Source organism: Paraburkholderia phenazinium (genome assembly GCF_900100735.1).
GTDB lineage: Bacteria > Pseudomonadota > Gammaproteobacteria > Burkholderiales > Burkholderiaceae > Paraburkholderia > Paraburkholderia phenazinia.
Window position 1 is genome coordinate 361,601 of the sequence record NZ_FNCJ01000005.1, and the last position, 24,130, is coordinate 385,730.

At 63.7% G+C, this 24,130-nt stretch carries 25 protein-coding genes; 13 read left to right on the top strand and 12 right to left on the bottom strand.

Features of this window, described 5'->3' with window-relative positions; genetic code table 11:
• Position 1 precedes the first annotated feature (1 nt).
• Positions 2–511 (bottom strand): flavin reductase family protein, encoded by a 510-nt coding sequence (locus tag BLQ92_RS14395; RefSeq protein WP_090685161.1) that lies wholly within the window; start codon positions 509–511, stop codon positions 2–4.
• 330 nt (positions 512–841) lie between these two features.
• On the opposite strand from BLQ92_RS14395, the gene msrA reads away from it, so the two are divergent.
• Entirely contained in the window at positions 842–1,390 is a 549-nt protein-coding gene (msrA, locus tag BLQ92_RS14400) for a peptide-methionine (S)-S-oxide reductase MsrA (protein WP_090685162.1), read from the top strand.
• Positions 1,391–1,433: 43 nt separating this feature from the next.
• Here the strand turns inward: msrA and BLQ92_RS14405 are convergent, their stop codons facing one another.
• From BLQ92_RS14405 to pdxH, 3 genes are all read right to left on the bottom strand, one after another.
• On the bottom strand, positions 1,434–2,777 hold the full coding sequence (locus BLQ92_RS14405) for a DUF72 domain-containing protein (protein WP_425312425.1): 1,344 nt from the start codon (positions 2,775–2,777) through the stop codon (positions 1,434–1,436).
• Positions 2,778–2,850: 73 nt separating this feature from the next.
• Positions 2,851–4,065: an SAM-dependent methyltransferase gene (locus BLQ92_RS14410; RefSeq protein WP_090685163.1), complete on the bottom strand. Its 1,215-nt coding sequence runs from the start codon at positions 4,063–4,065 to the stop codon at positions 2,851–2,853.
• A gap of 150 nt (positions 4,066–4,215) precedes the next feature.
• A complete protein-coding gene (pdxH, locus tag BLQ92_RS14415) occupies positions 4,216–4,857 on the bottom strand; it encodes a pyridoxamine 5'-phosphate oxidase (protein ID WP_090685164.1) in 642 nt (213 codons plus the stop codon).
• 349 nt (positions 4,858–5,206) lie between these two features.
• Here pdxH and tcdA point away from each other — a divergent pair, with 349 nt between their 5' ends.
• Complete coding sequence (gene tcdA / locus BLQ92_RS14420) at positions 5,207–6,088, top strand: tRNA cyclic N6-threonylcarbamoyladenosine(37) synthase TcdA (RefSeq protein ID WP_090685165.1); 882 nt, start codon at positions 5,207–5,209, stop codon at positions 6,086–6,088.
• 66 nt (positions 6,089–6,154) lie between these two features.
• Here the strand turns inward: tcdA and trxA are convergent, their stop codons facing one another.
• Positions 6,155–7,003, bottom strand: coding sequence for a thioredoxin (gene trxA, locus BLQ92_RS14425; RefSeq protein WP_090685166.1), 849 nt, complete (start codon positions 7,001–7,003; stop codon positions 6,155–6,157).
• A 140-nt stretch (positions 7,004–7,143) separates the two neighbouring features.
• Positions 7,144–8,025, bottom strand: coding sequence for a pirin family protein (locus tag BLQ92_RS14430; RefSeq protein ID WP_090685167.1), 882 nt, complete (start codon positions 8,023–8,025; stop codon positions 7,144–7,146).
• 234 nt (positions 8,026–8,259) lie between these two features.
• Here BLQ92_RS14430 and BLQ92_RS14435 point away from each other — a divergent pair, with 234 nt between their 5' ends.
• Complete coding sequence (locus BLQ92_RS14435; RefSeq protein WP_090685288.1) at positions 8,260–8,496, top strand: antitoxin; 237 nt, start codon at positions 8,260–8,262, stop codon at positions 8,494–8,496.
• Entirely contained in the window at positions 8,496–8,897 is a 402-nt protein-coding gene (locus BLQ92_RS14440; RefSeq protein WP_090685169.1) for a type II toxin-antitoxin system VapC family toxin, read from the top strand. The genes BLQ92_RS14435 and BLQ92_RS14440 overlap by 1 nt, the downstream gene beginning before the upstream one ends.
• 91 nt (positions 8,898–8,988) lie before the next feature.
• Here the strand turns inward: BLQ92_RS14440 and BLQ92_RS14445 are convergent, their stop codons facing one another.
• Positions 8,989–10,557: an N-acetylmuramoyl-L-alanine amidase gene (locus tag BLQ92_RS14445; protein ID WP_090685170.1), complete on the bottom strand. Its 1,569-nt coding sequence runs from the start codon at positions 10,555–10,557 to the stop codon at positions 8,989–8,991.
• A complete protein-coding gene (tsaE, locus tag BLQ92_RS14450) occupies positions 10,539–11,099 on the bottom strand; it encodes a tRNA (adenosine(37)-N6)-threonylcarbamoyltransferase complex ATPase subunit type 1 TsaE (protein ID WP_090685171.1) in 561 nt (186 codons plus the stop codon). Before tsaE ends, BLQ92_RS14445 begins: the two co-directional genes overlap by 19 nt.
• A gap of 17 nt (positions 11,100–11,116) precedes the next feature.
• On the opposite strand from tsaE, the gene queG reads away from it, so the two are divergent.
• The 3 genes from queG (at position 11,117) to xerD (ending at position 13,866) form a co-directional block, all read left to right on the top strand.
• Positions 11,117–12,373, top strand: a complete 1,257-nt coding sequence (gene queG, locus BLQ92_RS14455) for a tRNA epoxyqueuosine(34) reductase QueG (RefSeq protein ID WP_090685173.1) — start codon at positions 11,117–11,119, stop codon at positions 12,371–12,373.
• 90 nt (positions 12,374–12,463) lie between these two features.
• On the top strand, positions 12,464–12,934 hold the full coding sequence (locus BLQ92_RS14460) for a methylated-DNA--[protein]-cysteine S-methyltransferase (protein ID WP_090685290.1): 471 nt from the start codon (positions 12,464–12,466) through the stop codon (positions 12,932–12,934).
• The gene (gene xerD, locus BLQ92_RS14465) at positions 12,931–13,866 is read left to right on the top strand and encodes a site-specific tyrosine recombinase XerD (protein ID WP_090685174.1); all 936 of its coding nucleotides are present in this window, start codon (positions 12,931–12,933) and stop codon (positions 13,864–13,866) included. The genes BLQ92_RS14460 and xerD overlap by 4 nt, the downstream gene beginning before the upstream one ends.
• A gap of 74 nt (positions 13,867–13,940) precedes the next feature.
• Here xerD and BLQ92_RS14470 read toward each other — a convergent pair whose 3' ends face one another.
• The gene (locus tag BLQ92_RS14470) at positions 13,941–15,599 is read right to left on the bottom strand and encodes a class I adenylate-forming enzyme family protein (protein WP_090685175.1); all 1,659 of its coding nucleotides are present in this window, start codon (positions 15,597–15,599) and stop codon (positions 13,941–13,943) included.
• Between the two features lie 43 nt (positions 15,600–15,642).
• On the opposite strand from BLQ92_RS14470, the gene ybaK reads away from it, so the two are divergent.
• Together ybaK and plsY are read left to right on the top strand one after the other, a co-directional pair.
• Positions 15,643–16,134, top strand: a complete 492-nt coding sequence (gene ybaK / locus BLQ92_RS14475; RefSeq protein ID WP_090685176.1) for a Cys-tRNA(Pro) deacylase — start codon at positions 15,643–15,645, stop codon at positions 16,132–16,134.
• Between the two features lie 285 nt (positions 16,135–16,419).
• Entirely contained in the window at positions 16,420–17,055 is a 636-nt protein-coding gene (gene plsY / locus BLQ92_RS14480) for a glycerol-3-phosphate 1-O-acyltransferase PlsY (protein ID WP_090685177.1), read from the top strand.
• A 63-nt stretch (positions 17,056–17,118) separates the two neighbouring features.
• On the opposite strand, the gene BLQ92_RS14485 is transcribed toward plsY, so the two are convergent.
• Positions 17,119–17,604 (bottom strand): YajQ family cyclic di-GMP-binding protein, encoded by a 486-nt coding sequence (locus BLQ92_RS14485; RefSeq protein ID WP_074300623.1) that lies wholly within the window; start codon positions 17,602–17,604, stop codon positions 17,119–17,121.
• A 173-nt stretch (positions 17,605–17,777) separates the two neighbouring features.
• On the opposite strand from BLQ92_RS14485, the gene murB reads away from it, so the two are divergent.
• The gene (gene murB / locus BLQ92_RS14490) at positions 17,778–18,818 is read left to right on the top strand and encodes a UDP-N-acetylmuramate dehydrogenase (RefSeq protein ID WP_090685179.1); all 1,041 of its coding nucleotides are present in this window, start codon (positions 17,778–17,780) and stop codon (positions 18,816–18,818) included.
• 106 nt (positions 18,819–18,924) lie between these two features.
• Here murB and argF read toward each other — a convergent pair whose 3' ends face one another.
• Positions 18,925–19,854 (bottom strand): ornithine carbamoyltransferase, encoded by a 930-nt coding sequence (gene argF / locus BLQ92_RS14495; protein WP_090685180.1) that lies wholly within the window; start codon positions 19,852–19,854, stop codon positions 18,925–18,927.
• A gap of 428 nt (positions 19,855–20,282) precedes the next feature.
• On the opposite strand from argF, the gene BLQ92_RS14505 reads away from it, so the two are divergent.
• On the top strand, positions 20,283–20,624 hold the full coding sequence (locus BLQ92_RS14505) for a DUF3579 domain-containing protein (protein WP_090685183.1): 342 nt from the start codon (positions 20,283–20,285) through the stop codon (positions 20,622–20,624).
• Positions 20,625–20,860: 236 nt separating this feature from the next.
• On the opposite strand, the gene rpsT is transcribed toward BLQ92_RS14505, so the two are convergent.
• Positions 20,861–21,139 (bottom strand): 30S ribosomal protein S20, encoded by a 279-nt coding sequence (gene rpsT / locus BLQ92_RS14510; protein ID WP_007180577.1) that lies wholly within the window; start codon positions 21,137–21,139, stop codon positions 20,861–20,863.
• A gap of 492 nt (positions 21,140–21,631) precedes the next feature.
• Between rpsT and murJ the strand changes: the two genes are divergently transcribed.
• Positions 21,632–23,182 (top strand): murein biosynthesis integral membrane protein MurJ, encoded by a 1,551-nt coding sequence (gene murJ, locus BLQ92_RS14515; protein WP_090685184.1) that lies wholly within the window; start codon positions 21,632–21,634, stop codon positions 23,180–23,182.
• The gene (locus BLQ92_RS14520; RefSeq protein WP_090685186.1) at positions 23,179–24,030 is read left to right on the top strand and encodes a SirB1 family protein; all 852 of its coding nucleotides are present in this window, start codon (positions 23,179–23,181) and stop codon (positions 24,028–24,030) included. The genes murJ and BLQ92_RS14520 overlap by 4 nt, the downstream gene beginning before the upstream one ends.
• Positions 24,031–24,130: the final 100 nt, after the last annotated feature.

A 24,130-nucleotide genomic window follows, 5' to 3' on the forward strand; every position in this document is an offset into this window, starting at 1 on the left:
CCTAGAGCGGCTTCAGTCCGTGGAACTGGCCGTTCTGGAATACCAGCGGGGCGATCTCGGCGGCATCCTCGCGGATGCCGCAGCGCTCCACTTCGCCGACGAAAATCACGTGGTCGCCTTCCTCGTAGCGACTGCGGTTGTGGCATTCAAACCACGCCAGCGCACCGTCGAGCACCGGCATGCCGGAATCGCCCGCTGCGTGCGAAACGCCCTCGAAGCGGTCGCCCTTCACCGTGGCGAAGCGTTTGCACAGATCGAGCTGCGACGCGGCCAGCACGTTGACCACATAATGACTGTTCGCCTGGAACGCCGACATCGACGCCGAACGCGTCGCGAGGCTCCACAGCACGAGCGGCGGCGCGAGCGATACCGAATTGAATGAACTGGCCGTGATCCCGATCAACTGGCCCGAGTCCGTCCGTGTCGTAATGACGGTGACGCCGGTGGCGAACTGGCCCAGCGCCTTTTTGAAGGCGAGCTGGTCGAAGTTGGGCGGCGAGGCGCGCTTCATTGGTGGCAGGTCCACTGGGCTGGTCGGGCGGCTGCGGGTTGCGCGCAAAGGGAATAAATTGAATCGAAAGTCATGTGGAAATTCGGCGATTTGTCCCAATTTTAACGGAATCGCGGGTGGACTGGCCGCGAACCTTGGCCGCTACCGCTATTGAAACCGCTAGCCGCTGTTGGGGGCGTGGCCCGCTTCATGCGGGTATCCGGCAAATGCCGCCGGACTTGTCACCCTGAGCGGCAATGCGGAGTTGCCCGGCCGCGGTGCCCAGGCAGGGTGGCCCGGCTAGCTGGGCCCCGCAAGTTGGCAGGTGGCAATCAACTAGGAGCAGGCAGCATGAGTCAGACAGATGAAGTCGCCACCCTTGGCGGCGGATGTTTCTGGTGTCTCGAAGCGGTGTTTCTCAGCGTCGACGGCGTCAATGCCGTGGAGTCCGGCTATGCGGGTGGCCAGGTGGAGCGGCCGACCTATGAGCAGGTGTGCGACGGCGCTACCGGCCATGCGGAAGTCGTGAAGGTCGACTTCGATCCGGCGCGCATTAGCTACCGCGAGATTCTCGACATTTTCTTCGCGATCCACGATCCGACCCAGCTCAACCGGCAGGGCAACGACGTCGGCACGCAATACCGTTCGGTGATCTTCACGCACTCGGAGGCGCAACGCGAGACCGCGCTGCAGGCGATCCGCGAGATTGCCGCCGAAGGCATCTACGGCGGCCAGATCGTCACCCAGGTGCTGCCGCTCGACGGCAACTACTGGCCGGCCGAGGCCTATCATCAGAACTATTTTGCGCAGCATCCGAACCAGGGCTATTGCTCGTTCGTGGTGGCGCCGAAGGTCGCGAAGTTTCGCCAGAAGTTCGCGCATCGGGTGAAGGCGGGTTGATTACCCTGCGGCTTCGGCCCGGCCGCACGCGGCGCGTTTGGATCTACGGAGTCTCATGCGCCGGTGTTGCCGGTTGCGCGTCGTGCGCTGCTTCGTCCTGCAAACGCAAGTAGGCTTCGACAATCGCCCGCGCGAGTTTCACGCAGGTCAGCGGCGCCGACCCTTCCGCCTTGTTGTTCACCGCAATCACCACGGGCTGCCCGGCAATCGCATAACGGGCGGCCAGTTCGGCCAGCGCCGTGCGGGTGGCCGGATCTTCGTCGACCAGACGGTCGAACGGCTCGTATTTGGCCTTCGCCTGTTCGTACTTGAAGCCGCCGTGCAGGCTCCAGCGCACGACCAGCGGCCCCGCGGGCTCGCCGTCGAGCAGCGCGAGCGCCGCTGCCTGGCGCAGTGGGTCCGGCATGCGCGCATGGATTCCCACGCAATATCGCACTCCGGTCGCTTTCAGCGTGCGGATGAAGCGTGGCGTCAGCAGGCATGCATCGCGAATCTCGACCGCGTAGCTTGTACCGCCGGGCAGAGGTGGCAGCGCGGCGAGGAAGGCCGCGAGTTGCTCGATAAAGCCGGCCGGGTCAGCCAGCATCTGGTCGGGCAAGGGCGAGAACTGGAACACCAGCGCGCCGGCCTTGGCGCCGAGTCCGTCGAGGCAGGGCCGCACGAACTCGTCGACGGCCAGTTGCGCGTTCAGAAAGCACGGGTTGAGCGAGACCGGTTCGCCGCGCTCAGCGCGTACGGTGGCATCCGTAACGAGGGCCGGTGCCTTGACTATGAAGCGGAAGTGCTTCGGTACCTGCTGCGCATAGCGCAGGTAGTCGGTGACGGTGAGCGCCGCATAGAACGAGCGGTCGATGCTGACCGTGCGCAGCAGCGGATGAAGGCCATAGGCGGTCAGGCCGTCGCGCGACAGTTTGCTGTTGCTGTAGTCGTCGCCGTAGACGATGCCTTTCCAGCCCGGAAACGACCACGTTGACGTGCCAAGGTGAATCTGCGGCGGCAGCGCGGCGGCGATTTCCAGTATTTCGGCGGAGGGTTCGGCCGCCAGCACCTCGCGGGTGCGGCGCTTTTTGGGGGCGGTGGCGGGCGGCGCGGGCGCTTCGTCTGCGTTGGTTTCGTCTTCCGCTGCGGTTTCCGCCTCGGCGGCTTGCGTCTCGTCTTCTTCCCACAGAGAGGCGATTACGGGGCGCGCTTGACGCGGCCGGGTCGTGCTTGACCCGCTGCCCGGCGCGGCTTGAAGGGTAGGTGGGGAAACGGGCGCGCCGACCGGCATGCCAAACAGATCCAGTTGCTCCGCGTCCACGTCCGGCGTGACGCTCTCCCTGTGCGCGTCAGTGTCCGCGCCTGCGCGCATCACTGAGGGAAATTCGCTTGCTGCGCCTTCGTCCATCGAGTTCCGGTCTTGCTGTCAAAGGTTGCGCCGGAGCGGCTGCGCGGCGGTGCATCGCTCCGGCGCAACCGCGTCACAGCGGTTTGTCGTACATATACCGCCGCGACCACGGCAAGGTTTTCGCGCTGCGGCCGGCCTTGCGGCATACCACCTGGTAGATCGACACGTCGTCGTTCTCGAACGCATACGCGCAGCCGGCCAGGTACACGCGCCAGATGCGGAATTTTTCGTCGTCGACGAGCTTGCGTGCTTCTTCCGCGTGGGTTTCGAAATTTTCCGCCCAGATGTCGAGCGTGTGCGCATAGTGACGGCGCAGGCTTTCGACGTCAACCGCTTCGAGCCCGCCGCGCTGCATCGCTTCGAGCGCGAGGCTGATGTGCGGCAGCTCACCGTCCGGGAACACGTAGCGGTCGATGAACTCGCCGCCGCCGAGCGCGGTCTCGCCACTGTCCGAATCGCTCGACGTAATGCCGTGGTTCATCGCAATGCCGTCGTCCACCAGCAGCTCGCGGATCTTCTGGAAATAGGCCGGCAGATTCTTGCGCCCGACGTGCTCGAACATACCCACGCTGGTGATCCGGTCGAACTGGCCTTCGAGATCGCGGTAGTCCTGCAGGCGGATCTCGATCTGGTTCTCCAGACCGGCGGCTTTCACGCGCGCGGTGGCGAGGTCGAACTGATTCTGCGACAGCGTAATGCCGAGACACTTGGCGCCGAACTTCGAGGCCGCCCGCAGCACGAGCGCACCCCAGCCGCAGCCGATGTCGAGCAGACGCTGACCGGGTTGCAACTGGATCTTGGTGAGGATGTGGTCGATCTTCTTGATCTGCGCGGTGGCGAGATCTTCATCGCCGTTTTCGAAGTACGCACATGAGTACACCATGTTCTCGTCGAGCCACAGCTTGTAGAACTCGTTCGAGACGTCATAGTGATACTGGATGGCCTTCTTGTCCGACGATTTCGAGTGATTGAAGTAGCGTCGCACCCGCGCCAGCTTGCTTGCGCTGGTGACGGTGTTGCGTGCCAGCGAATAGCCGATGTTGATGATGTCCGACAGCTTGCCTTCGATGTCGATCTTGCCCTTCACGTACGCCTCGCCCAGATTGTCGAGGCTCGGTTCGAGCAGATACGGCAGCGCCGTGGCGCTCTTCACGTGCAGCGTGACCTGGGGCGCGGCAAACTGCCCGAAGTCATGTTGCTGGCCATCCCAAAGCACAAGGCGTGCTGGCAGGTTCGCCTTGGTTTTTACGTCTTCCACCCACTGCGCCAGCTTCTTCTCCCAGAACATGTGATTTCTCCGTGTCCGATGAAATACAAAGCAAAGCTTTTCAGGTCGCTGCGTGCCGTGGCGTCACTCCCAAGCCTCGATGGCCGCGCAATCCTGCCGATGCGCGCGCTGCTTCTACGGCAGATCGGGCGCGCCGGCGTTGATATGGTTTCAGGGCGAAAGCCGGGCGATCTGCCAGTTGCCGCCTTGCGCCTCGCGTGTGTAGAGCAGGCGGTCGTGAAGACGCGACGGCCTGCCTTGCCAGAATTCTATGGCGTCCGGAACCAGCCGGTAGCCGCCCCAGTGCGGCGGCCGCGGCGGATGCTCGCCGTATTGCGCGCTGATTGCCCTCTCGCGAGCTTCGAGCACCGCACGGCTTTCAATTACCTGACTTTGCTCCGACGCCCACGCACCGATGCGCGAACCGAGCGGGCGCGACTGGAAGTACTGGTCGCTTTCGGCCTGGCTCGTTTTCACGACCGTGCCTTCGATGCGCACCTGGCGCTCCAGTTCGATCCAGTAGAACAACAGGCTCGCGTGCGGATTGTTCGTGAGTTCGCGGCCCTTGCGGCTTTCGTAATTGGTGAAGAACACGAAGCCGCGTTCGTCGACGCCCTTGATGAGCACGATTCGGGCCGACGGCCGGCCGCGCGAGTCGACCGTAGCCAGCGTCATGGTATTCGGCTCGGGCAGTTTCGCTTCGACGGCCTGGGCAAACCACGTTTCGAATTGACGAAACGGGTTCGGGTCGGCATCTGCGACGTCCAGTGAACCCAGCGAATAGTTTTTTCGAAGTTCGGCGAGTGAGGTCATGTTCTTATGCGAACGCTACAGTTCAGTAAGGCCAGTATAGCCAAGGAACAAATTTCCTGCGTGCAGCGCGGCAGCGCGCGGCGCCTTGCAGGCAAGGTTGACGCAGGGCTTGCGCGTCGGTGATGACGCGATCAGGCAAAATACCGGATTAGCGCATGCGCGTGTTTCACGTCTCTCGTTTCTGAGTACCGTTTGCTTGCGCTTCGACAGCTTTTGCCTGCTTTTTAATTTGCTGCTTATTTTGCCGCCTGGTTTGCTGTTGTGTCCGTTGTCTTAAGCGCTTTTTTCCGGCGCTCATTTCACCGCTTTTTTGTTCGCTTTCATGTCCGTCCCCGACGAGCCCCAAACCATGTCGACGCCTAGCCCTGCCGTGCCCTCCAATGTTGCCGATCTTACTACCAGCCCCGGAGGCTTTGAAGGCGCCGACCACGCGCGGCGTTTTGGCGGCATCGCCCGGCTGTACGGCGCGCCGGCGCTGGCGGCGTTCGAGCGCGCCAGCGTCGCGGTGATCGGCATCGGCGGGGTGGGCTCGTGGGTGGCCGAGGCCTTGGCGCGTAGCGCGGTGGGCTCGCTGACGCTGATCGATCTGGACAACGTAGCGGAAAGCAACACCAACCGGCAGATCCACGCGCTCGACGGCAACTACGGCAAGCCGAAGGTCGAGGCGATGGCCGAGCGGATCAGGCAGATCAATCCGCTGTGCGAGGTGCGGCAGGTTGAGGACTTCATCGAACCGGACAATTTTGCGGCGGTACTGGGCGGCGGTTTCGATTACGTGGTGGATGCGATCGACAGCGTGCGCACCAAGACCGCGTTGATCGCGTGGTGTGTCGAGCAGGGCCAGCCGCTGATCACCGTGGGCGGCGCGGGTGGCCAGCTCGACCCGACGCGCATCCGCATCGACGATCTGGCGCTGACGATTCAGGATCCGCTGCTGTCGAAGGTGCGCGCGCAATTACGCAAGCAGCATGGTTTTCCACGCGGACCGAAAGCGAAGTTCAAGGTGAGTGCGGTGTATTCGGACGAGCCGCTGATCTACCCGGAAGCGGCAACCGTGTCGAGCGGGGCAGATGAGGATGCAGGGGATGTTGCGACGCAGCCGAGCGCGACGGCGGGTCCGATCGGGCTGAACTGCGCGGGATTTGGGTCCAGCGTATGCGTGACCGCGAGCTTCGGGTTTGCCGCGGCGGCGCATGTGCTGCGTGCGCTGGGGCAGGGCGCGGCTGCTTGAGCTGGATGCGCGGTTGACCTGGCGCTGCGGGACGATCCAGGCGCCAGGTCAAACCATGCGGTCAGGTCAGAACAGCGCCGCGCTCAGCTTACGCCGCCACTGCGAGACGATTTCCGGTTGGTGTGCCGCCAGATCGAACACCGACAACATGGTCTTGCGGCCGATGTCGTCGCGGAAGGTGCGGTCGCGCTGCACGATGGCGAGCAGATGCTCGAGCGCGCCGGCGTAGTTGCGCCGCGCGATCAGGGCGCTGGCAAGGTCGAAGCGCGCTTCGAGATCGCCCGGCTCGGCGGCCACGCGGGCTTCCAGCGCGTCGGTGGGCGGCAGGTCGGCCGCGGCGTCCACGGCGTCGAGGCGCGTCTTGATCGCGTTGAAACGGGCATCGATGCCTTGGGTGGTCTTCGGCGACAGCAGGTCGACTTCATTGCGCGCCTCGTCGATCCGGTGGTCTTCCAGCAGCAGCTCGATCAGATCGAGACGGGCGTCGTCGTAGCCCGGGTCGTAGGCGAGCGCGGCCTTGAGCGCGTCGTATGCGTCTTCGCGGCGGCCCTCGGCGATAGCCGTCTGCGCTTCGATGCGCGCGGCGTCGGCGCCCTGCGGCACCAGCCGGTCGAGGAACTCGCGCAATTGACCTTCCGGCAGCACGCCGACGAACTGGTCGACCGGCCGCCCATCGGCAAACGCCATGACGTGCGGAATGCTGCGCACCTGGAAGTGCGCGGCCAGTTCCTGGTTCTCGTCGACATTCACCTTCACGAGCCGCCACTTGCCGGCGTACTCGGCCTCGAGTTTTTCCAGCATCGGACCGAGTGTCTTGCATGGGCCGCACCACGGCGCCCAGAAGTCGACCAGTACGGGGGCGAGCGTCGAGGCGGTGATGACATCTTTCTCGAAAGTGGCCAGGGTTGTTTCCATTGCATCCTCGTCGGTATTACGGTTCGTGCGTGTAGATGGGGGCGAATGCGGCCGGTTCAATGTGCTCGGGGCGCATTCGCGGCGTACCGTGTGCGGGGGGACTCGATGCGCCCAGCGTGCTCACAAGACGCCCAGCATCCTCAGTGTGCTTTGCGCTCCGGCAGCGGAATCCACTCGCTTTCGCCGGGCACGTGTCCCATTTCCTGATTGGTCCACGCGAGCTTGGCCTGCTCGATTTTCTCGCGCGAGCTGGCGACGAAATTCCATTCGATAAAGCGTTCGCCATCCAGTTTCTCGCCGCCGAGCACCATCACGGTGGCGCCGTTGCTGCTGGCGAGCGTGACCGTTTCGTCGAGCGCCAGCACGGCCATCTGACCGGCTTCGAGCGGCGTGCCGTCGATCTCCAGATCGCCTTCCACCAGATAGACGCCGCGTTCCTCGTGTTCCGGTTCGAGTGCGAACGCGCTGCCCGGCGTGAAGTGGGCAGCCACGTACAGCGTGCCTGAGAAGGTCGTCACCGGCGCGGTCTGGCCGAACGCCGTGCCGGCGATCACGCGCAGCGTGACGCCGTTGCGTTCGATCTCAGGAAGCGTGGCGGCGGGGTGATGCTCGAAGGACGGCTCGACGTCTTCATGATCGAGCGGCAGCGCGACCCAGGTCTGGATGCCGTGCATCGTCTGGCCTGTGGCGCGGTCCGCGTCGGGCGTGCGTTCCGAATGGACAATGCCGCGGCCGGCGGTCATCCAGTTGACGTCGCCGGGGACGATTTTCTGCTCCGAGCCGATGCTGTCGCGATGCATGATCGCGCCTTCGAACAGATAGGTGACGGTGGCGAGGCCGATATGCGGATGCGGACGCACGTCGAGGCCGACGCCGGGTGCGAGCGTGGCCGGGCCCATGTGATCGAAGAAGATGAATGGCCCGATCAGGCGCGCGGCCATCGCCGGCAGGACGCGGCGCACCGTCAGGTTGCCGACGTCGCGCAGGTGGGGCTTGAGAACTGCTTTGATCGAGGAGGTCATGGGGCAGGCTCGGTGCGTGGAGGATGGGGTCATTCTACTGGTGTGCGGGGGATGGTGCAGTTTGGGGGATGGGTTCCCTGGGTGAGTGCCTTGCCGCGGCCCGTTGACCTGGCATGCCCTTGCACCCTGTTGGCCGGTTCCGCCGAGTCGACGCTATATGTACACACGTGTAGTTACATTGTCGTTTTCGAGGTTTATAGTACATCCATGTACATCCGTGGTTGGGAGCTCAATATGCATACGACTAAAGTCTTCAGAAACGGCAATTCGCAGGCCGTGCGCATCCCTGCGGAACTGGCTTACGACCGTACCGATGTCGAGGTCGAGATCGAGCGTGTCGGTGACGAACTGCGCATTCGCCCAATGCGACGTCCGCTCGCGGGTGTGCTGAAAAAATTCGCGAAATTCGGGCCGGATTTCATGGCAGATGGGCGCGGTGACCATGAGCAAACCGAACGCGAGGATATGTAATGCCGCGTTACATGCTCGACACCAACATGTGCATCTACCTGATGAAGAACCAACCCGAGCAGGTCGCGGAGCGCTTTGCCGAGTGTTTCGTCGGCGACGTGGTGATGTCAGCGATTACGTATGCCGAGCTGGAGTTCGGCGTGGCCGTTTCAGCAAACCGCGCGCGTGAGCGGCGAAATCTCGCAGCCCTCATCGAAGACATTCCGGTGCAGCCGTTCGACAGCGCCGCGGCGAGCGCGTATGGGCCGATTCGGGAAGCCACCCGCGAGCGCAAGAAGGACCAGTTCGACAAGCTGATTGCGGCGCATGCGTTATCACTGGACGTGGTGTTGGTTACCAACAACGAACGGGATTTCGCCACCTACCCGGGCGTGAGAATTGAGAACTGGCTCAACGCTTGAAGCCCTCAGGCAAGACCTAAAGCCAAACTGCTCCCCTCAAATACAAACGGCCGCAAGCAGCGGCCGTTTTGCTTCAGAGGCGCACTTCGCCTCAAGTCATGCGGTTTTTCGCCAGCGGCGGATTCGCCGCGAAATACCGTTTGATGCCCTTCATGATCGCCGTGGCCATCTGGTCGCGATAGGCGTCGTCGTTCAGGCGCCGCTCTTCGTCCGGGTTGCTGATGAACGCCGTCTCGACGAGGATCGACGGAATATCCGGTGCTTTCAGCACGGCAAACCCGGCCTGTTCCACCGAACCCTTGTGCAGCTTGTTGATGTCGCCGATCTCGTTCAACACGAAGTTGCCGTAGCGCATCGAGTCGCGGATCTGCGCGGTGGTCGACATATCGAACAGCGCGCGATTCACTGCGGCGTCATCCGATTTGATGTTGATCCCGCCGATCTGGTCCGACGAGTTTTCCTTGTTCGCCATCCAGCGCGCCGCGGCGCTCGAGGCGCCGTGTTCCGACAGCGCGAACACCGACGAGCCGCGTGCGAGCGGCGTGGTGAACGCATCCGCGTGGATCGACACGAACAGATCCGCGCCGACGCGCCGCGCTTTCTGCACGCGCACGTTCAGCGGCACGAAGAAGTCGTCGTCGCGCGTCATCATCGAACGCATGTTGGGCTGCGCATCGATCTTCGCACGCAGCTTCTTGGCGATATCGAGCGCGATGTGCTTCTCGTAGGTGCCCGCGCTGCCGATCGCCCCCGGGTCTTCGCCACCGTGGCCCGGATCGATCGCCACGGTCAACAGGCGCACCGTGTTGCCCTTGCCGGACTTCGGCGAGGTGAAGGCATAGGTGTCGTCGGTGCTGTCGTCGCCGCTGCCGTTGTTGGCCAGCGCGCTGGGCGGCGCCACGGGTTTGCTGGGCGCGGGAGCCGGCGTCGGCGTCTGGGCGAGCACACGCGGCGCAGGAACGGGTATCGGAGCCGGCGCAGTGTGCACTGACGGATGCGGCATATCGGGCGCGCCGCCGCTGTTTTGCGCGTAACGGTCGAAGAACGCCTCGCTGTTGTCGGCGATCGGCGGTGTGGTGCCCGGGCCGCTCAGCGTGGTGGGCGGCGCGCTGTTCTCATTGAGGCGCTGCTGCTTGCGCTCGCTCTGCGCGATCAGGTCCATCAGCGGATCGGGTGCGACAGCAGGGTATAGATCGAACACCAGCCGGTACTTGTACGAGCCGACCGGCGGCAACGTGAACACCTGTGGCTTCACCGAACCCTTCAGGTCGAACACCATCCGCACCACATGCGGCTGATACTGCCCAACCCGCACCGCCTGAATCTGCGGGTCGTTCGGCGTGATCTTCGAGACCAGGTCCTTGAGCGCCTGGTCGAGATCGAGGCCGCTCAGGTCCACCACCAGCCGGTCGGGATTGAGCAGCAACTGCTGGGTGTTCTGCAGCGGCTGGTCGGATTCGATCGTCACGCGCGTGTAGTCGCGCGCCGGCCAGACCCGCACGCCGAGCACCGAGCTTGCCCACGCGAGGCGCGGCGCGACGAGGCCGAGCACGAGCGACGAGGCGCCGGCGCGCAGAATCTGCCGGCGCCGCCAGTTGTGTGACGCGGTAGCGGCGGACTCGATCGAGCGAAATGGTTTGATTAACATCTTTCTAGACATGCTTTTCCTGATTCGCTGAACGCCCGGGCAATCAGCAGCCGGCCGTCGCCGTCGACATCGAGCGAGAAAACAAGATCCGGCACGCCTAGCAGGCCGCCCGCGCGTTGCGGCCATTCGACGAGGCAAATTGCGCCGCTGTCGAAGTACTCGCGAAAGCCGGCGTCGGCCCATTCAGCCGGATCGGTGAAACGGTACAGATCGAAGTGATAGAGCTCAAGTTCCCCGTCGGGTCTTTCAACCGCGTAGGGTTCGACTAGCGTATAGGTAGGACTGCGCACGCGTCCGGTGTGTCCGAGGCCGCGTAGCGTGGCGCGCACGAGGGTGGTTTTGCCGGCGCCGAGGTCGCCGGTCAATTGCACCTGCAGGCCCTGGAAAGTAGCGCTGCTGCTGGCTGCCCGGTGCGCAGCGAGGCGCACACTCTCGATCGCTTCGGCGAAGCGCACGCCGAACGCGTTGGTGGCGGCTTCGTCTGCGAGCGCAAAGTGACGCTCGAGCAGGACGGCGGCGGATGGTTGGATCGAGAGATCGGAGTTGTCGGGCATTCTCGTAAAATGGCGTGATGAACCGAAGTCTGGAGTCCCCCGTTTCCTGCACGCCTGCGTCCGATGACGCTGCGCGTGCCACGCGTCACCTCGATGAGGCGGCGCTGGCGGCGCTTGCCCTGCGCATCAAAACGTGGGGCCGCGAACTGGGTTTCGGGGCGGTCGGTATCAGCGACACCGATCTCTCCGCTGCCGAGGCGGGTCTCGCTGCTTGGCTTGAAGAGGGCTGCCACGGCGAGATGGATTATATGGCCAAACATGGGATGAAACGCGCCCGCCCCGCAGAGCTTGTGGCCCACACGCGACGGGTCATCAGCGCGCGGATGGCCTATTTGCCCGCTGATTTGCCGGCGCATTTTCCGGCTAAGGCGGAGGGTGGAAAGCTGGGCGAAAGCGCGCAGCCGGAATCGCGCAACTGGCGTGCCGACGAACATGCGCGGCTTGCCGACCCGTCCGCCGCGGTCGTCTCGATCTACGCGCGGGGCCGCGACTATCACAAGGTGATGCGCAACCGCCTGCAACAGCTCGCCGAGCGAATCGAAGCGGAAATCGGCGCTTACGGGTACCGCGTCTTCACTGATTCGGCCCCAGTCCTCGAGGTCGAGCTCGCGCAGAAAGCCGGCATCGGCTGGCGCGGCAAGCACACGCTGTTGCTGCAACGAGACGCTGGCTCGCTGTTCTTTCTCGGCGAAATCTACGTGGATGTGCCGCTGCCGACCGACGCCGAGACCGCGCCCGCCGAGGCCCCGGAAACGCCGGGCGCGCATTGCGGCAGTTGTACGCGTTGTATCGATGCCTGCCCGACGGGCGCGATCGTCGCGCCTTACAAGGTGGACGCGCGCCGTTGCATCTCCTATCTGACCATCGAACTGAAAGGCAGCATTCCGCTGGATTTGCGGCCGCTGATCGGTAATCGTGTGTATGGCTGCGACGATTGCCAGCTCGTCTGTCCGTGGAACAAGTTTGCCAAGGCGGCGCCGGTTGCCGATTTCGACGTTCGGCATGGCCTCGATCGCGCGACGCTGGTCGAGCTATTCGACTGGAGTGCCGACGATTTCGATACGCGCATGCAGGGCAGCGCGATTCGGCGCATCGGCTACGAATCCTGGCTGCGCAATCTCGCGGTCGGCATGGGCAATGCACTGCGAGCGGATCCGGCGAGCCTTGCCGGCGATGCGCGTGCGGCGATTGTCGAGGCTTTGCGCCGGCGCCTGGACGATCCGTCGGCGCTGGTGCGCGAACACGTCGAATGGGCGCTTGAGGCGGCAGCTTGAAGCCCGGCAAGCAGGCGGCGTACAGTAGCGGGGTACCGGTGCGGCAGCGGGCCGCGTCCGGGTTGGTTAAGCAAATCGGGCCAGCACATGATGTTCAACGCAGTGATCGACGCGCCGTTCGGCAAGGTCGGCATCCGTCTCGAAGCCGACACAGTGCGCGAGATCGTCTATTTGCCGGATTCGGTGGACAACGTCGCACCGGATAGTCCGCTTGCCAAAGAGGCCGCGCAGCAGATCGAGCGTTATCTCGAGCGCGCCTCGGCCGGCTTCGACCTGCCGCTGGCTGCGGTCGGCACCGCGTTTCAGCGGCGCGTGTGGGCGGCGATCAGCGAAATCCCGCCGGGTGTCGTGCTGACCTATGGACAGCTCGCGAGGCAGGTGGGCAGCGTGCCGCGAGCGGTCGGTCAGGCGTGCGGCTCGAACTATTTCCCGCTGGTGATTCCGTGTCACCGCGTGGTGGCGTCGAACGGCATTGGCGGCTTCGCGCATCATGCGGGCGAGAATTTTTTCCGTGACGTGAAGCGCTGGCTGCTGGCGCACGAAGGCGTGCCCTACGCATGAGCGACACCATTCTTGTTGATTCCCCCGCGGTGTCACCGCTGGTTGTGGCGAGCAACGCCTCGATCGATGCGTTCTGCGACGCGCTGTGGCTCGAACACGGCCTGTCGCGCAATACGCTCGATGCTTACCGGCGCGATTTGCGTCTGTTCTGCGAATGGCTTGCGCAGAGCCGCAATACTTCGCTCGATACGGCGAGTGAAGCGGATCTCACCGCGTATAGCGTGGTGCGGCAGAAGGATAAGTCGACTTCGTCGAACCGGCGCCTCTCGGTGTTCCGGCGCTACTACGCGTGGGCCGTGCGTGAGCATCGTGCCCAGGTGGACCCGACGCTGCGTATTCGCTCGGCCAAACAGCCGGCGCGCTTTCCGGCGACGCTCAGCGAAGCCCAGGTCGAAGCATTGCTCGGCGCGCCGGATATCGACACGCCGCTCGGCCTGCGCGACCGCACGATGCTCGAACTGATGTACGCGAGCGGCCTGCGCGTCACCGAACTGGTCACCCTGAAAACCGTTGAAGTGGGCCTCAATGAAGGCGTCGTGCGGGTGATGGGCAAGGGTTCGAAGGAGCGCCTGATTCCGTTCGGCGAGGAGGCGCACGCGTGGATCGAGCGCTATCTGCGCGAGGCGCGTCCGGCGCTGCTGGGTGCCCGTGCGACCGATGCGCTGTTTGTGACCACTCGCGCCGAAGGCATGACGCGCCAGCAGTTCTGGAACATCATCAAGCGCCACGCCGCGGCTGCCGAGGTGCATGCGCCGCTCTCGCCGCATACCTTGCGCCACGCGTTCGCCACACATTTGTTAAATCACGGTGCGGATCTGCGCGTGGTGCAACTGCTGCTGGGTCACACGGATATTTCGACTACGCAGATCTATACGCACGTCGCGCGGGAGCGGCTGAAGTCGCTGCATGCGGCGCATCACCCGCGCGGGTGAGCGTGGCTGAGAGCGGGTGGCCGCCGTGGTGAGAAAGCGCGGCTGCGTCCGGGCTTGCACGTGGGTCTCTCCGTTTAAACCAAGTCGCGCAACCGGTGCTTGAGGATCTTGCCAGTTGACGCAGCCGGCAGCGCTGCGAGCGGGCGTACCTCGGCGGGACGCTTATACGGTGCGAGACGTTTACCGCACCAGGCGATCAACTCAGCCGGCGTGACCTTGGCGCCGGTCTTCAATTCGACGAAGGCGATCACTTCCTCGTTGCCTTCGACCGCGCGTCCGATCACCGCTGATTGCACGACCTCCGGGTGAGCGTTAAGCACATGCTCGACTTCCGCCGGATAGACGTTGAAGCCCGAGCGGATGATCAACTCCTTGCTGCGCCCGGCGATATGCAACGCGCCGTCGGCGTCCTGGCGCGCTAGATCGCCGGTTTTGAGCCAGCCGTCTCCGGTGACTGTTGCGCGGGTCTGCTCCGGATCGCGGTAGTAGCCGAGCATGACGTTCGGACCACGCACCCACAACTCGCCAATCTCGCCTTGCGCGACCTCCATGCCTTCGGCGCCCACGAAGCGCACCTCGATGCCCGGAATCGCCTGGCCGACGGAGCAGTCGCTGCGCGGCGCGTCGAGCATGGTTTGAGCGACCGTCGGGCTGCTCTCGGTCATGCCATAGCCGTTGTGCAGCGTCGTGCCATAGACGCTTTCGACATGGGCCTTGAGCGCCGCGTCGAGCGGCGACCCGCCCGAATAGGCGAAGCGCAAATGCGGCGCGGACCACGCATGGCCGTGGCTTTGCAGATGCTCGAGCAGCTTGGCGTGCATGGCAGGGACACCTTGCAAAATCGACACACGCTCTTCCGCGAGGGCGCGGCGTACCGCTTCCGGCGCGAAACGCGGTGCGAGCCGCAGAGTGGCGCCCGCATACAGGCTGCCGAGGCACACCGAGGCGAAGCCGTAGACGTGCGACATGGGCAGGACGGCGTACACCACGTCGTCCGGGCCGACACGCCGCAGGCCGCTCGAAATCGCCGCGATAAACAGCAGGTTGCGGTGCGACAGCATCACACCTTTCGGTGCGCCGGTGGTACCGGTGGTGTAGATCAGCGCGGCGCATTGGCGCTCGCTGGCCTGCTCGACTGGCTCCGCTGTGACGGATGCGTCCGTGGTGTAAGCCCACGCGCCGATATCCGGCGTGAGCGCGGGCGCTGCCACGGCGCCATGGCGTTGCGCATGCTGCTGCGCGTCGGGCGAGCTTTCGACGGCATAGGCCACGAGGCGTGGCTGGGCGTGCGCGCGGATCGCGTCGAGTTCGGCGGCGGACAGGCGCGCATTCGACACCAGCGCCCACGCGTCGAGCTGCGCGGTGGCGAACAGCAGCACGACCTGCGCGACGCTATTTTCCGCGACGATCATCACCCGGTCACCGCCGCGCACACCCCGTTCGCGCAGCAGCGCCGCGGTCGCGTTCACGGCCTCGAGCAGTTGTGCGCTCGTCAGCCGGCGCGCGTCTTCGATCAGCGCGACATGCTGCGGATCGCGCGTTGCGACCAGCACCGGAATCTCGGCAATACGGTGCGGTAACGCGGCGAGCAGATCAGGCACGTGGATGGCGCTGCGCGCAAGCGGGTCGTGGGTCAACGCTGTCTCCCTGAAACATTGGGGTGCCCGCACGCGCTGCGCACGGTGATTTTCGAACGATCGTGCCACAGCCGCCAGGGGCGCACAATTGGCCATTCGGCAAATAGCCGTTGCGCGAAGTCGCCATTACAATGCGCCGATGAGCAAATCCAGACACGTCTCCGAAACCCCCGCAACGCAGTTTCTGCGCCGCCATGGGGTCGCCTTCGGGGAGCATCCTTACGATTATGTCGAGCACGGCGGCACCGCGGAATCGGCGCGTCAGCTCGGCGTGGACGAGCATCAGGTCGTCAAGACGCTGGTGATGGAAGACGAGCACGCCAAGCCGCTGATCGTGCTGATGCACGGCGACCGCACCGTCTCCACCAAGAACCTCGCACGGCAGATCGGCGCCAAGCGTGTCGAGCCGTGCAAGCCCGAGGTGGCGAACCGGCATTCGGGCTACCTGATCGGCGGTACCTCGCCATTCGGCACCCGCAAGGCGATGCCGGTGTATGTGGAGTCGAGTATTCTCGAACTCGAGAATATCTGGCTGAATGGCGGGCGGCGTGGGTTCCTCGTCAGCATCGCGCCGGCCGTGCTCACCGGGTTGCTGGAGGCGAAACCGGTGCAATGCGCGAGCGTGGACTGAGCTGCCTGAGAGCGCTGGCTGCTGGCGCCGCTCGGCAGACGCGGGTACATAAACCTGAAGCAGGGCGGGGTTTGCCAGGGGGCAGCAAGCCTGTCGCTGCGCCAAGCCCGCCGAATGGGGGAGGGCAAACCCGAGGTCCCCGGCGTTTTCTGGGCAACCCTCTACAAAAGTGGCTGGCCGTGGCGGGCCGGTTCGGTAGAATGTTCGCCGTTTCGTTCGTGCTGTGGGGTGCGTGTTGTACCTGATGCACCTGTTGCGCTTTCCGATACCTATAAGAGTCCCCAGATGCAAAACCTGATCGTCGCCGTCGTCGCCTATCTGATCGGTTCGGTGTCGTTTGCCGTGATCGTCAGTTCCGTGATGGGGCTGGCCGACCCGCGCTCGTACGGCTCGAAGAATCCCGGCGCTACCAATGTTCTGAGAAGCGGCAACAAGACGGCCGCGATTCTCACGCTGATCGGCGACGCGTTCAAGGGCTGGCTTGCCGTCTGGCTCGTCAGCCACTTCGGCGCGCACTACGGCCTCGACGATACGGCGATTGCGCTAGCCTCGATTGCCGTGTTCCTCGGCCACCTGTATCCGGTGTTCTTCCGCTTCAAGGGCGGCAAGGGTGTCGCGACGGCCGCGGGCGTGCTGCTCGCCATCAACCCGGTGCTCGGCATTGCCACCCTGCTGACCTGGTTGATCGTCGCGTTCTTCACCCGCTATTCGTCGCTTGCGGCGCTTGCGGCGGCAGTATTCGCGCCGCTGTTCGACGGCTTCCTGTTCGGCGCGAACATCATCGCACTGGCCATCGTCGCCATGAGCTCACTGCTGATCTGGCGCCATCGCAGCAACATCGCCAAGCTGATGGCCGGCCAGGAAAGCCGTATTGGCGGCAAGAAGAAGGACGAGGCGCAAACGTCTGCCAAGCGGCACTGAGTTCGGCGAGCCGCTGAGTCGAATGCGGGCGCGGGGGCCTCTGGCGCCCCGCACCTGACCGCGTTAGTCGCGGAAGTTGTTGAAGTCGAGCGGCGTATCCGTGACATCCTTGCGCAGCAGCGCAATCACGCTCTGCAGGTCGTCGCGCTTGGTGCCGTTCACGCGTACCGCATCGCCCTGGATGCTCGCCTGCACCTTGATCTTGCTGTCTTTCACGAGCCTGACGATTTTCTTCGCCAGATCGCCCGACACGCCTTTCTTCACGGTGACAACCTGCTTGACCTTGTCGCCGCCGATCTTCTCGATCTTGCCGTAGTCGAGGAAGCGCACGTCCACGTTGCGCTTGGCCATTTTCGACACCATCACGTCCTTGACCTGACCCAGCTTGAAGTCGTCGTCGGCGTAGAGCGTGAGCTCGTGCTCCTTGTGCTCGACGCGCGCGTCCGACCCCTTGAAGTCGAAGCGGGTGGAAATTTCCTTGTTGGACTGCTCGATCGCGTTCTTGACTTCGATCATGTTGGCTTCGCAGACGACGTCAAACGATGGCATTGCTCTCTCCCAATAGTGCTGCGGTGCCTGGCGCCGCCGGACGGCTGCGCACGACGCACTCGCTATAATCACGAACCGGACGTCATTTTACCGACGCCTTTCTCTTTTGCCCAAGGCCGCTGCGCATTACCGCCCGGCCTGCCGCAGACGGCCCTCACATTCCGATGTCCCTGATGTCCCAGTCCGACTCCACTGTTTTCCTGAACCAGTATCCGCTCAAGGCCCACAACACCTTTGGCTTCGATGTCCGCGCGCGGTTCGCGTGCCGCCTCGAGCGCGAGGACCAACTGCTGGCCGCCGTGCGCGATCCGCGAGTCGCGGGCCTGCCCCGTCTGGTACTGGGCGGCGGCAGCAATGTCGTGCTGAGCGGTGACTTCGAGGGCCTCGTGTTGCTGGTGGCGCTCTCCGGCCGGCGTCTTGTGCGTGAAGACGACTACGCGTGGTACGTCGAAGCGGCCGCCGGCGAAAACTGGCACGACTTCGTGGCCTGGACGCTCGCGCAGGACATGCCCGGGCTCGAAAACCTCGCGCTGATTCCGGGGACGGTGGGCGCCGCGCCGATCCAGAACATCGGCGCCTACGGCCTGGAAATGTGCGAACGCTTTGCGTCGCTGCGCGCCGTGGAGCTGGCGAGCGGCGAAGTGCACGAACTCGACGCGGCGGCCTGCCGCTTCGGCTATCGCGACAGTTTCTTCAAACGCGAAGGGCGTGACCGCTTTGTGATCACGTCGGTTACCTTCCGCTTGCCGAAGGTGTGGGTGCCGCGCGCGAGCTATGCGGACATCGCGCGCGAACTGGCCGCCGAGGGTCATGGTGACACATCGCCGAGCGCGCAGGCGATTTTCGACGCAGTCGTGGCGGTGCGGCGCGCGAAACTGCCTGACCCGGCGCAACTGGGCAATGCGGGGAGCTTCTTCAAGAATCCGGTGATCGACGCGGCGCAGTTCGAAGCCTTGCAGCGCCGCGAGCCGGAGGTGGTGTCGTACCGGCAGGCCGACGGGGCGGTGAAGCTCGCGGCGGGCTGGTTGATCGACCGCTGCGGCTGGAAGGGGCGCGCGATGGGCGCGGCGGCCGTGCATGACCGGCAGGCGCTGGTGCTGGTGAATCGCGGCGGGGCGAGCGGGGCGGAGATACTGGCGCTGGCGCAGGCGATTCAGCACGATGTGCGCGAGCGCTTTGGGGTCGAGCTGGAGGCGGAGCCGGTTTGTTTGTAGGTGCCGCTGGGCGGGGCTGAGAGTTCGTCGCAAGAAATAAAAAAGGCGCCAGGATTGATGATCCTGGCGCCTTTTTTCTGGCCGTTAGCTTGAAGGTTTGGGCCGCTCAGTGATTCAGCTTGCCGAGCAACAAAAATTCCATCAAGGCCTTTTGGACGTGCAGGCGGTTTTCCGCCTCGTCCCACACTACGCTCTGCGGTCCGTCGATCACTTCCGCGCTGACTTCCTCGCCACGGTGGGCCGGCAGGCAGTGCATAAAGAGCGCATCCGGGTTGGCGCGGGCCATCATCTCGGCGTCGACGCACCAGTCGGCAAATGCCGTCTTGCGCGCTTCGTTTTCTGCCTCGAAGCCCATGCTGGTCCAGACGTCGGTGGTGACGAGATCGGCCCCTGCGCAAGCCTCGTTCGGATCGTCAAACTCTTCGAAGAACGGTACGCTTTCCGCCGCCACCATGGCGTGGTCGAGCTTGTAGCCCGGCGGGGTGGACAGACGCAGCTTGAAGCCGAGAATCTGCGCCGCTTCGATCCAGGTGTACAGCATGTTGTTGGCGTCGCCGACCCATGCCACGGTCTTGCCGCGAATCGGGCCGCGATGCTCGAAATACGTGAAGATGTCAGCCAGCACCTGGCAAGGGTGATACTCGTTGGTCAGGCCGTTGATGACCGGCACGCGCGAATTCTCGGCAAAGCGCTTGAGGATGTCCTGGCCGAAGGTGCGGATCATGATGATGTCCACCATGCGCGAGATCACCTGCGCGGCGTCCTCGATCGGCTCGCCGCGACCCAGCTGCGTATCCCGCGTGCTCATGAACACCGCATGGCCGCCCAACTGGAAGATGCCCGCTTCGAACGACAGGCGCGTGCGCGTCGAGTTTTTCTCGAAGATCATCGCAAGCGTGCGGTCGTGCAGCGGGTGGTAGGTCTCGTAGTTCTTGAACTTGCGCTTCAGAATGCGCGCGCGTTCGAGCACGTACTCGTAGTCTTCCAGCGAGAAATCCTTGAACTGCAGGTAGTGGCGAATTTTCTTGGCGGTCATGAAACAAATACGGCGGTCTCACCCGGCGAAATTGCCGGACTGCGCCGCCGTCGTTTGTGGTAACTCTAAGCAGCATAAAGGATTTTGACCCATTTGACGAGTTAGCCAAAAGGCATGTCGGTCATTCCTACACGAGTGTGCGAGTCCTGGCAGGGTTCTTGTGTGCAGTGCGGAAAAAGGTCCGCTGCGCTATAATCTCGGGGTTTCCAAAAAGCCCGGCAGGCAGGCTCCCATGCTTGCGGGACACGGCTCGCGCGCCCGGAACGCTTTCCTCGCGGCGCGCCGTCATGACGATTGCCGAGGTGGCCTTGGCCGGCACTGCGGCACCCGCGGCTTTGCGCCCGGGGTCGTGTACGGCGGCTTGAGTGAGCTGGTCGGGCAGCCGCATTCGCTGGCATTTTGCTGGGCAGTCACACAGGTATCCCTACATGGCCGAAGCAGCTCCAACCGAATATTTCATTCAGGGCATTACCAAGAGCGGAAAGAAGTTTCGGCCGAGCGACTGGTCGGAGCGCCTCGCCGGGGTGATGTCCATGTTCGGGCCGGGCCAGAAAAAAGGGCCGAACGCCTACATGCAGTACTCGCTTTACGTTCGCCCCACCATGCTCGACGATCTCAAGTGCGTCATCCTGGATTCGCGGTTGCGCGACATCGAGCCGATGGCCTTCGATTTCGTCATGAACTTCGCGAAGGACAACGACCTTGTGGTGACCGAGGCCTGCGAACTGCCTCCCGACCACGGCACGCAACAGGCGCTGAAGGCGAAGTAACTCCGGGCTTTGTCCCGCTGGCAGGCAGCTTGGCCCAGGTCCGGGTGACGATGGATGGGGCAAGCAAGGCGAATGAAAACGACGAAACCCGCAAAGGCGGGTTTTTTTGTGCCTGGTGGCAGGCTGCAGAGTTGGGCGGGAGCAAGCCAGTCGGGCCAAACAAAAAAGCCCGCCTAAGCGGGCTTTCCTGACGCAGCGGAAACAGGAGGTAGCCCACCGAAGCGGGCTGACCGGATTTACTGCGCTGCGGGCGCTTGCAGACCCTTGATGGCTGCAGCGAGGCGGCTCTTATGGCGAGCTGCCTTGTTCTTGTGAACGATTTTCTTGTCGGCGATGATGTCGATCGTCTTCGACGACGCCAGGAAGATCTCAGCGGCCTTAGCCTTGTCGCCGGCGTCGATCGCCTTGCGAACAGCCTTGATTGCCGTGCGGAACTTCGAGCGCAGCGCCGAGTTGTGCGAGTTTGCTTTCGCGGCCTGACGGGCGCGCTTGCGTGCTTGTGCGGAGTTAGCCATGACGGTTCCTTATCCTGTTCCTGTTTCCAGTACCTGACCTTCAAGTGGCCGGGCGCTGCTTTTAGATCGAACCCTTGGAAGCGATTGCCCAAGAGCGCAAAAAATGTCGAGATTACTGACGAATGGGGTGATTCAACTACGCGAAATCAGGCCCGATTCTTCGGTTTTCAGCACGCATCAGGAGCGTTCCTGAATGCTGTCCGAAAATTGAGCGAGCTTCGAAACCGGCGATTATAGCAACAAAAACAAGCACGTGGCAAACGGAAAAGCGCGATTCGGCGGGCGAATTGCCTCGCGAGGCGCGTGCAAAGCCCGCCATTCAGGGCTTCGCGCGTCGGGCAAGCACCCGGCCCGGCGCCGGAAAAACGCCTCGAAACCCGTTTGCCGGTGCGCGCGGAACACGCACCGAATCGAACGTCTGCGCCAGAAATCGGTCCGATTCGCGTCCCGGCTCGTCGCCCGCCCCTGCGGCACCCGTATAATAAGCGCCCCATGAATCTATTCCGAGCCCTGCTGACGGTCAGCGGCTTCACGCTGCTGTCGCGCGTGACCGGACTGGCCCGCGAAACGCTGATCGCCCGTGCGTTCGGCGCCAGCCAATTCACCGACGCGTTCTACGTCGCCTTTCGCATTCCCAATCTGCTGCGCCGGATCTCCGCGGAGGGCGCATTCTCGCAGGCGTTCGTGCCGATTCTTGCCGAGTTCAAGAATCAGCAGGGGCACGACGCGACCAAGGCGCTCGTCGACGCGACCTCGACCGTGCTCGCCTGGGCGCTGGCGATCCTGTCGCTGATCGGCGTCGTTGGAGCCTCCGGGGTGGTGTTCGTGGTCGCTTCCGGTCTCGCGCATGACGGCCAGGCGTATCCGCTCGCCGTCACGATGACGCGCATCATGTTCCCGTACATCGTATTCATCTCGCTGACGTCGCTGGCCTCGGGCGTGCTGAATACTTACAAGAACTTTTCGCTGCCCGCTTTCGCACCGGTGCTGCTGAACGTCGCGTTCATCGTCGCGGCCGTGTTCGTCGCGCCGCATATGAAGACGCCGGTGTATGCGCTCGCCTGGGCGGTGATCGTCGGCGGCGTGCTGCAGTTTCTCGTGCAGTTGCCTGGGCTCAAGAAGATCGACATGGTGCCGCGCATCGGCTGGAACCCGGTGCGCGCGCTCGCGCATCGTGGCGTCAAGCGCGTGCTGTCGAAGATGGTGCCGGCGATGTTCGCGGTCTCCGTCGCGCAGATCAGCCTGATCATCAATACGAACATTGCCTCGCGCATCGGGCCGGGCGCCGTTTCGTGGATCAACTACGCCGATCGTTTGATGGAATTTCCGACCGCGCTGCTCGGCGTCGCGCTCGGCACGATTCTGCTGCCGAGCCTCTCCAAAGCACACGTGGATGCCGATCCGCACGAGTACTCGTCGCTGCTCGACTGGGGCCTGCGCGTGACCTTCCTGCTCGCCGCACCGAGCGCGATCGCGCTGTTCTTCTTTGCTGAGCCGCTCACCGCCACCTTGTTCCACTACGGCAAATTCGACGGCCACTCGGTCGTGATGGTGGGCCGCGCGCTGGCGGCCTACGGGGTTGGCCTGATCGGGCTCATCCTCATCAAGATCCTCGCGCCGGGCTTCTATGCGAAACAGGACATCAAGACGCCGGTGAAGATCGGGGTTGGCGTGCTGATCGTTACGCAGTTGAGCAACTTCGTCTTTGTGCCGATCTTTGCGCACGCAGGTTTGACCCTCAGCGTCGGGCTCGGCGCCTGTATGAATGCCTTGCTGCTGTTCATCGGTTTGCGCCGGCGCGGCATCTATATGCCGTCGAGCGGCTGGCTGGTTTTCTTCGTGCAAATGATCGGCGCATGCCTCGTGCTCGCGGGCGTGATGCACTGGTTCGCCATCAGCTTCGACTGGATCGGGCTGCATGCCCAGCCGCTCGCACGCATCGTGTTGCTGGCGGCGTGCCTCGTGCTGTTTGCTGCGCTATATTTCGGTATGCTCTGGCTGATGGGCTTCAAATACGCGTATTTCAGAAGGCGAGTGAAGTGATCACGACGACGCGGGTTCTCGACTATTTCGGCACGCTGGTCGCCGAAGACGACAGTCTGCCCCTGACCGAGGCAGCGCTCTCGCTTGCACAGGACGCTTATCCCGATCTCGATCTGCAAGGCGCGCTCGCCGAGATCGACGAACTGGTGGTGCGCCTGCAACGCCGCATGCCGGCAGATGCCGATATCAAGCAGAAGGTTGGCATTCTCAATCGCTTTTTCTTCCGCGAGCTGGGCTTCGGCAGCAATCTCAACGATTACTACGACCCCGACAACAGCCATCTGAACGTCGTGCTGAAACGGCGCCGCGGCATTCCGATTTCGCTGGCCGTGCTGTATCTGGAGATGGCCGAGCAGATCGGCATTCCGGTGCGCGGGGTGTCGTTTCCCGGGCATTTCCTGCTGCGCGTGACGACGCCTGACGGCGACGTGATGCTCGATCCGACTACGGGGCACTCGCTGTCCGAGTCGGAGATGGTGGAGATGCTGGAGCCGTATGTGGCCTCCGCGGGCGAGTCGGTCAGCCGTGCCTTGCGCATGCTGCTGCAGCCGGCCACGCGCCGCGAGATCATTGCGCGCATGCTGCGCAACCTGAAGGCGACCTATCTTCAGACGGAACGCTGGCAGCGCCTCCTGGGCGTGCAGCAGCGTCTGGTAATTCTGCTGCCCGAGAGCATCGAGGAAGTGCGCGACCGCGGCTTCGCTTATGCGCGGCTCGACTATCTGCGCCCGGCGCTCGAAGATCTGGAGCGCTACCTGGGCGACCGGCCCGATGCCGACGATGCAACGGTGGTCGAGTCGCAGTTGCACGAGTTGCGCCAGCGTACGCAGCACAACGATCGCGACTAAACACGAAACCTGGCTAGGCCCAGGACGAAAAGCACAACGCCTGCGATGCGCATCGAGCGCACCGCAGGCGTTTTTATTTGTCCATCTTCAATCGTGCAGG

Coding starts and splice junctions, on each gene's coding strand:
- BLQ92_RS14395 (WP_090685161.1), bottom strand. CDS start 511: ATGAAGCGCGCCTCGCCGCCCAACTTCGACCAGCTCGCCTTCAAAAAG.
- msrA (WP_090685162.1), top strand. CDS start 842: ATGAGTCAGACAGATGAAGTCGCCACCCTTGGCGGCGGATGTTTCTGG.
- BLQ92_RS14405 (WP_425312425.1), bottom strand. CDS start 2,777: ATGGACGAAGGCGCAGCAAGCGAATTTCCCTCAGTGATGCGCGCAGGC.
- BLQ92_RS14410 (WP_090685163.1), bottom strand. CDS start 4,065: ATGTTCTGGGAGAAGAAGCTGGCGCAGTGGGTGGAAGACGTAAAAACC.
- pdxH (WP_090685164.1), bottom strand. CDS start 4,857: ATGACCTCACTCGCCGAACTTCGAAAAAACTATTCGCTGGGTTCACTG.
- tcdA (WP_090685165.1), top strand. CDS start 5,207: ATGTCGACGCCTAGCCCTGCCGTGCCCTCCAATGTTGCCGATCTTACT.
- trxA (WP_090685166.1), bottom strand. CDS start 7,003: ATGGAAACAACCCTGGCCACTTTCGAGAAAGATGTCATCACCGCCTCG.
- BLQ92_RS14430 (WP_090685167.1), bottom strand. CDS start 8,025: ATGACCTCCTCGATCAAAGCAGTTCTCAAGCCCCACCTGCGCGACGTC.
- BLQ92_RS14435 (WP_090685288.1), top strand. CDS start 8,260: ATGCATACGACTAAAGTCTTCAGAAACGGCAATTCGCAGGCCGTGCGC.
- BLQ92_RS14440 (WP_090685169.1), top strand. CDS start 8,496: ATGCCGCGTTACATGCTCGACACCAACATGTGCATCTACCTGATGAAG.
- BLQ92_RS14445 (WP_090685170.1), bottom strand. CDS start 10,557: ATGTCTAGAAAGATGTTAATCAAACCATTTCGCTCGATCGAGTCCGCC.
- tsaE (WP_090685171.1), bottom strand. CDS start 11,099: ATGCCCGACAACTCCGATCTCTCGATCCAACCATCCGCCGCCGTCCTG.
- queG (WP_090685173.1), top strand. CDS start 11,117: ATGAACCGAAGTCTGGAGTCCCCCGTTTCCTGCACGCCTGCGTCCGAT.
- BLQ92_RS14460 (WP_090685290.1), top strand. CDS start 12,464: ATGTTCAACGCAGTGATCGACGCGCCGTTCGGCAAGGTCGGCATCCGT.
- xerD (WP_090685174.1), top strand. CDS start 12,931: ATGAGCGACACCATTCTTGTTGATTCCCCCGCGGTGTCACCGCTGGTT.
- BLQ92_RS14470 (WP_090685175.1), bottom strand. CDS start 15,599: ATGGCCAATTGTGCGCCCCTGGCGGCTGTGGCACGATCGTTCGAAAAT.
- ybaK (WP_090685176.1), top strand. CDS start 15,643: ATGAGCAAATCCAGACACGTCTCCGAAACCCCCGCAACGCAGTTTCTG.
- plsY (WP_090685177.1), top strand. CDS start 16,420: ATGCAAAACCTGATCGTCGCCGTCGTCGCCTATCTGATCGGTTCGGTG.
- BLQ92_RS14485 (WP_074300623.1), bottom strand. CDS start 17,604: ATGCCATCGTTTGACGTCGTCTGCGAAGCCAACATGATCGAAGTCAAG.
- murB (WP_090685179.1), top strand. CDS start 17,778: ATGTCCCAGTCCGACTCCACTGTTTTCCTGAACCAGTATCCGCTCAAG.
- argF (WP_090685180.1), bottom strand. CDS start 19,854: ATGACCGCCAAGAAAATTCGCCACTACCTGCAGTTCAAGGATTTCTCG.
- BLQ92_RS14505 (WP_090685183.1), top strand. CDS start 20,283: ATGGCCGAAGCAGCTCCAACCGAATATTTCATTCAGGGCATTACCAAG.
- rpsT (WP_007180577.1), bottom strand. CDS start 21,139: ATGGCTAACTCCGCACAAGCACGCAAGCGCGCCCGTCAGGCCGCGAAA.
- murJ (WP_090685184.1), top strand. CDS start 21,632: ATGAATCTATTCCGAGCCCTGCTGACGGTCAGCGGCTTCACGCTGCTG.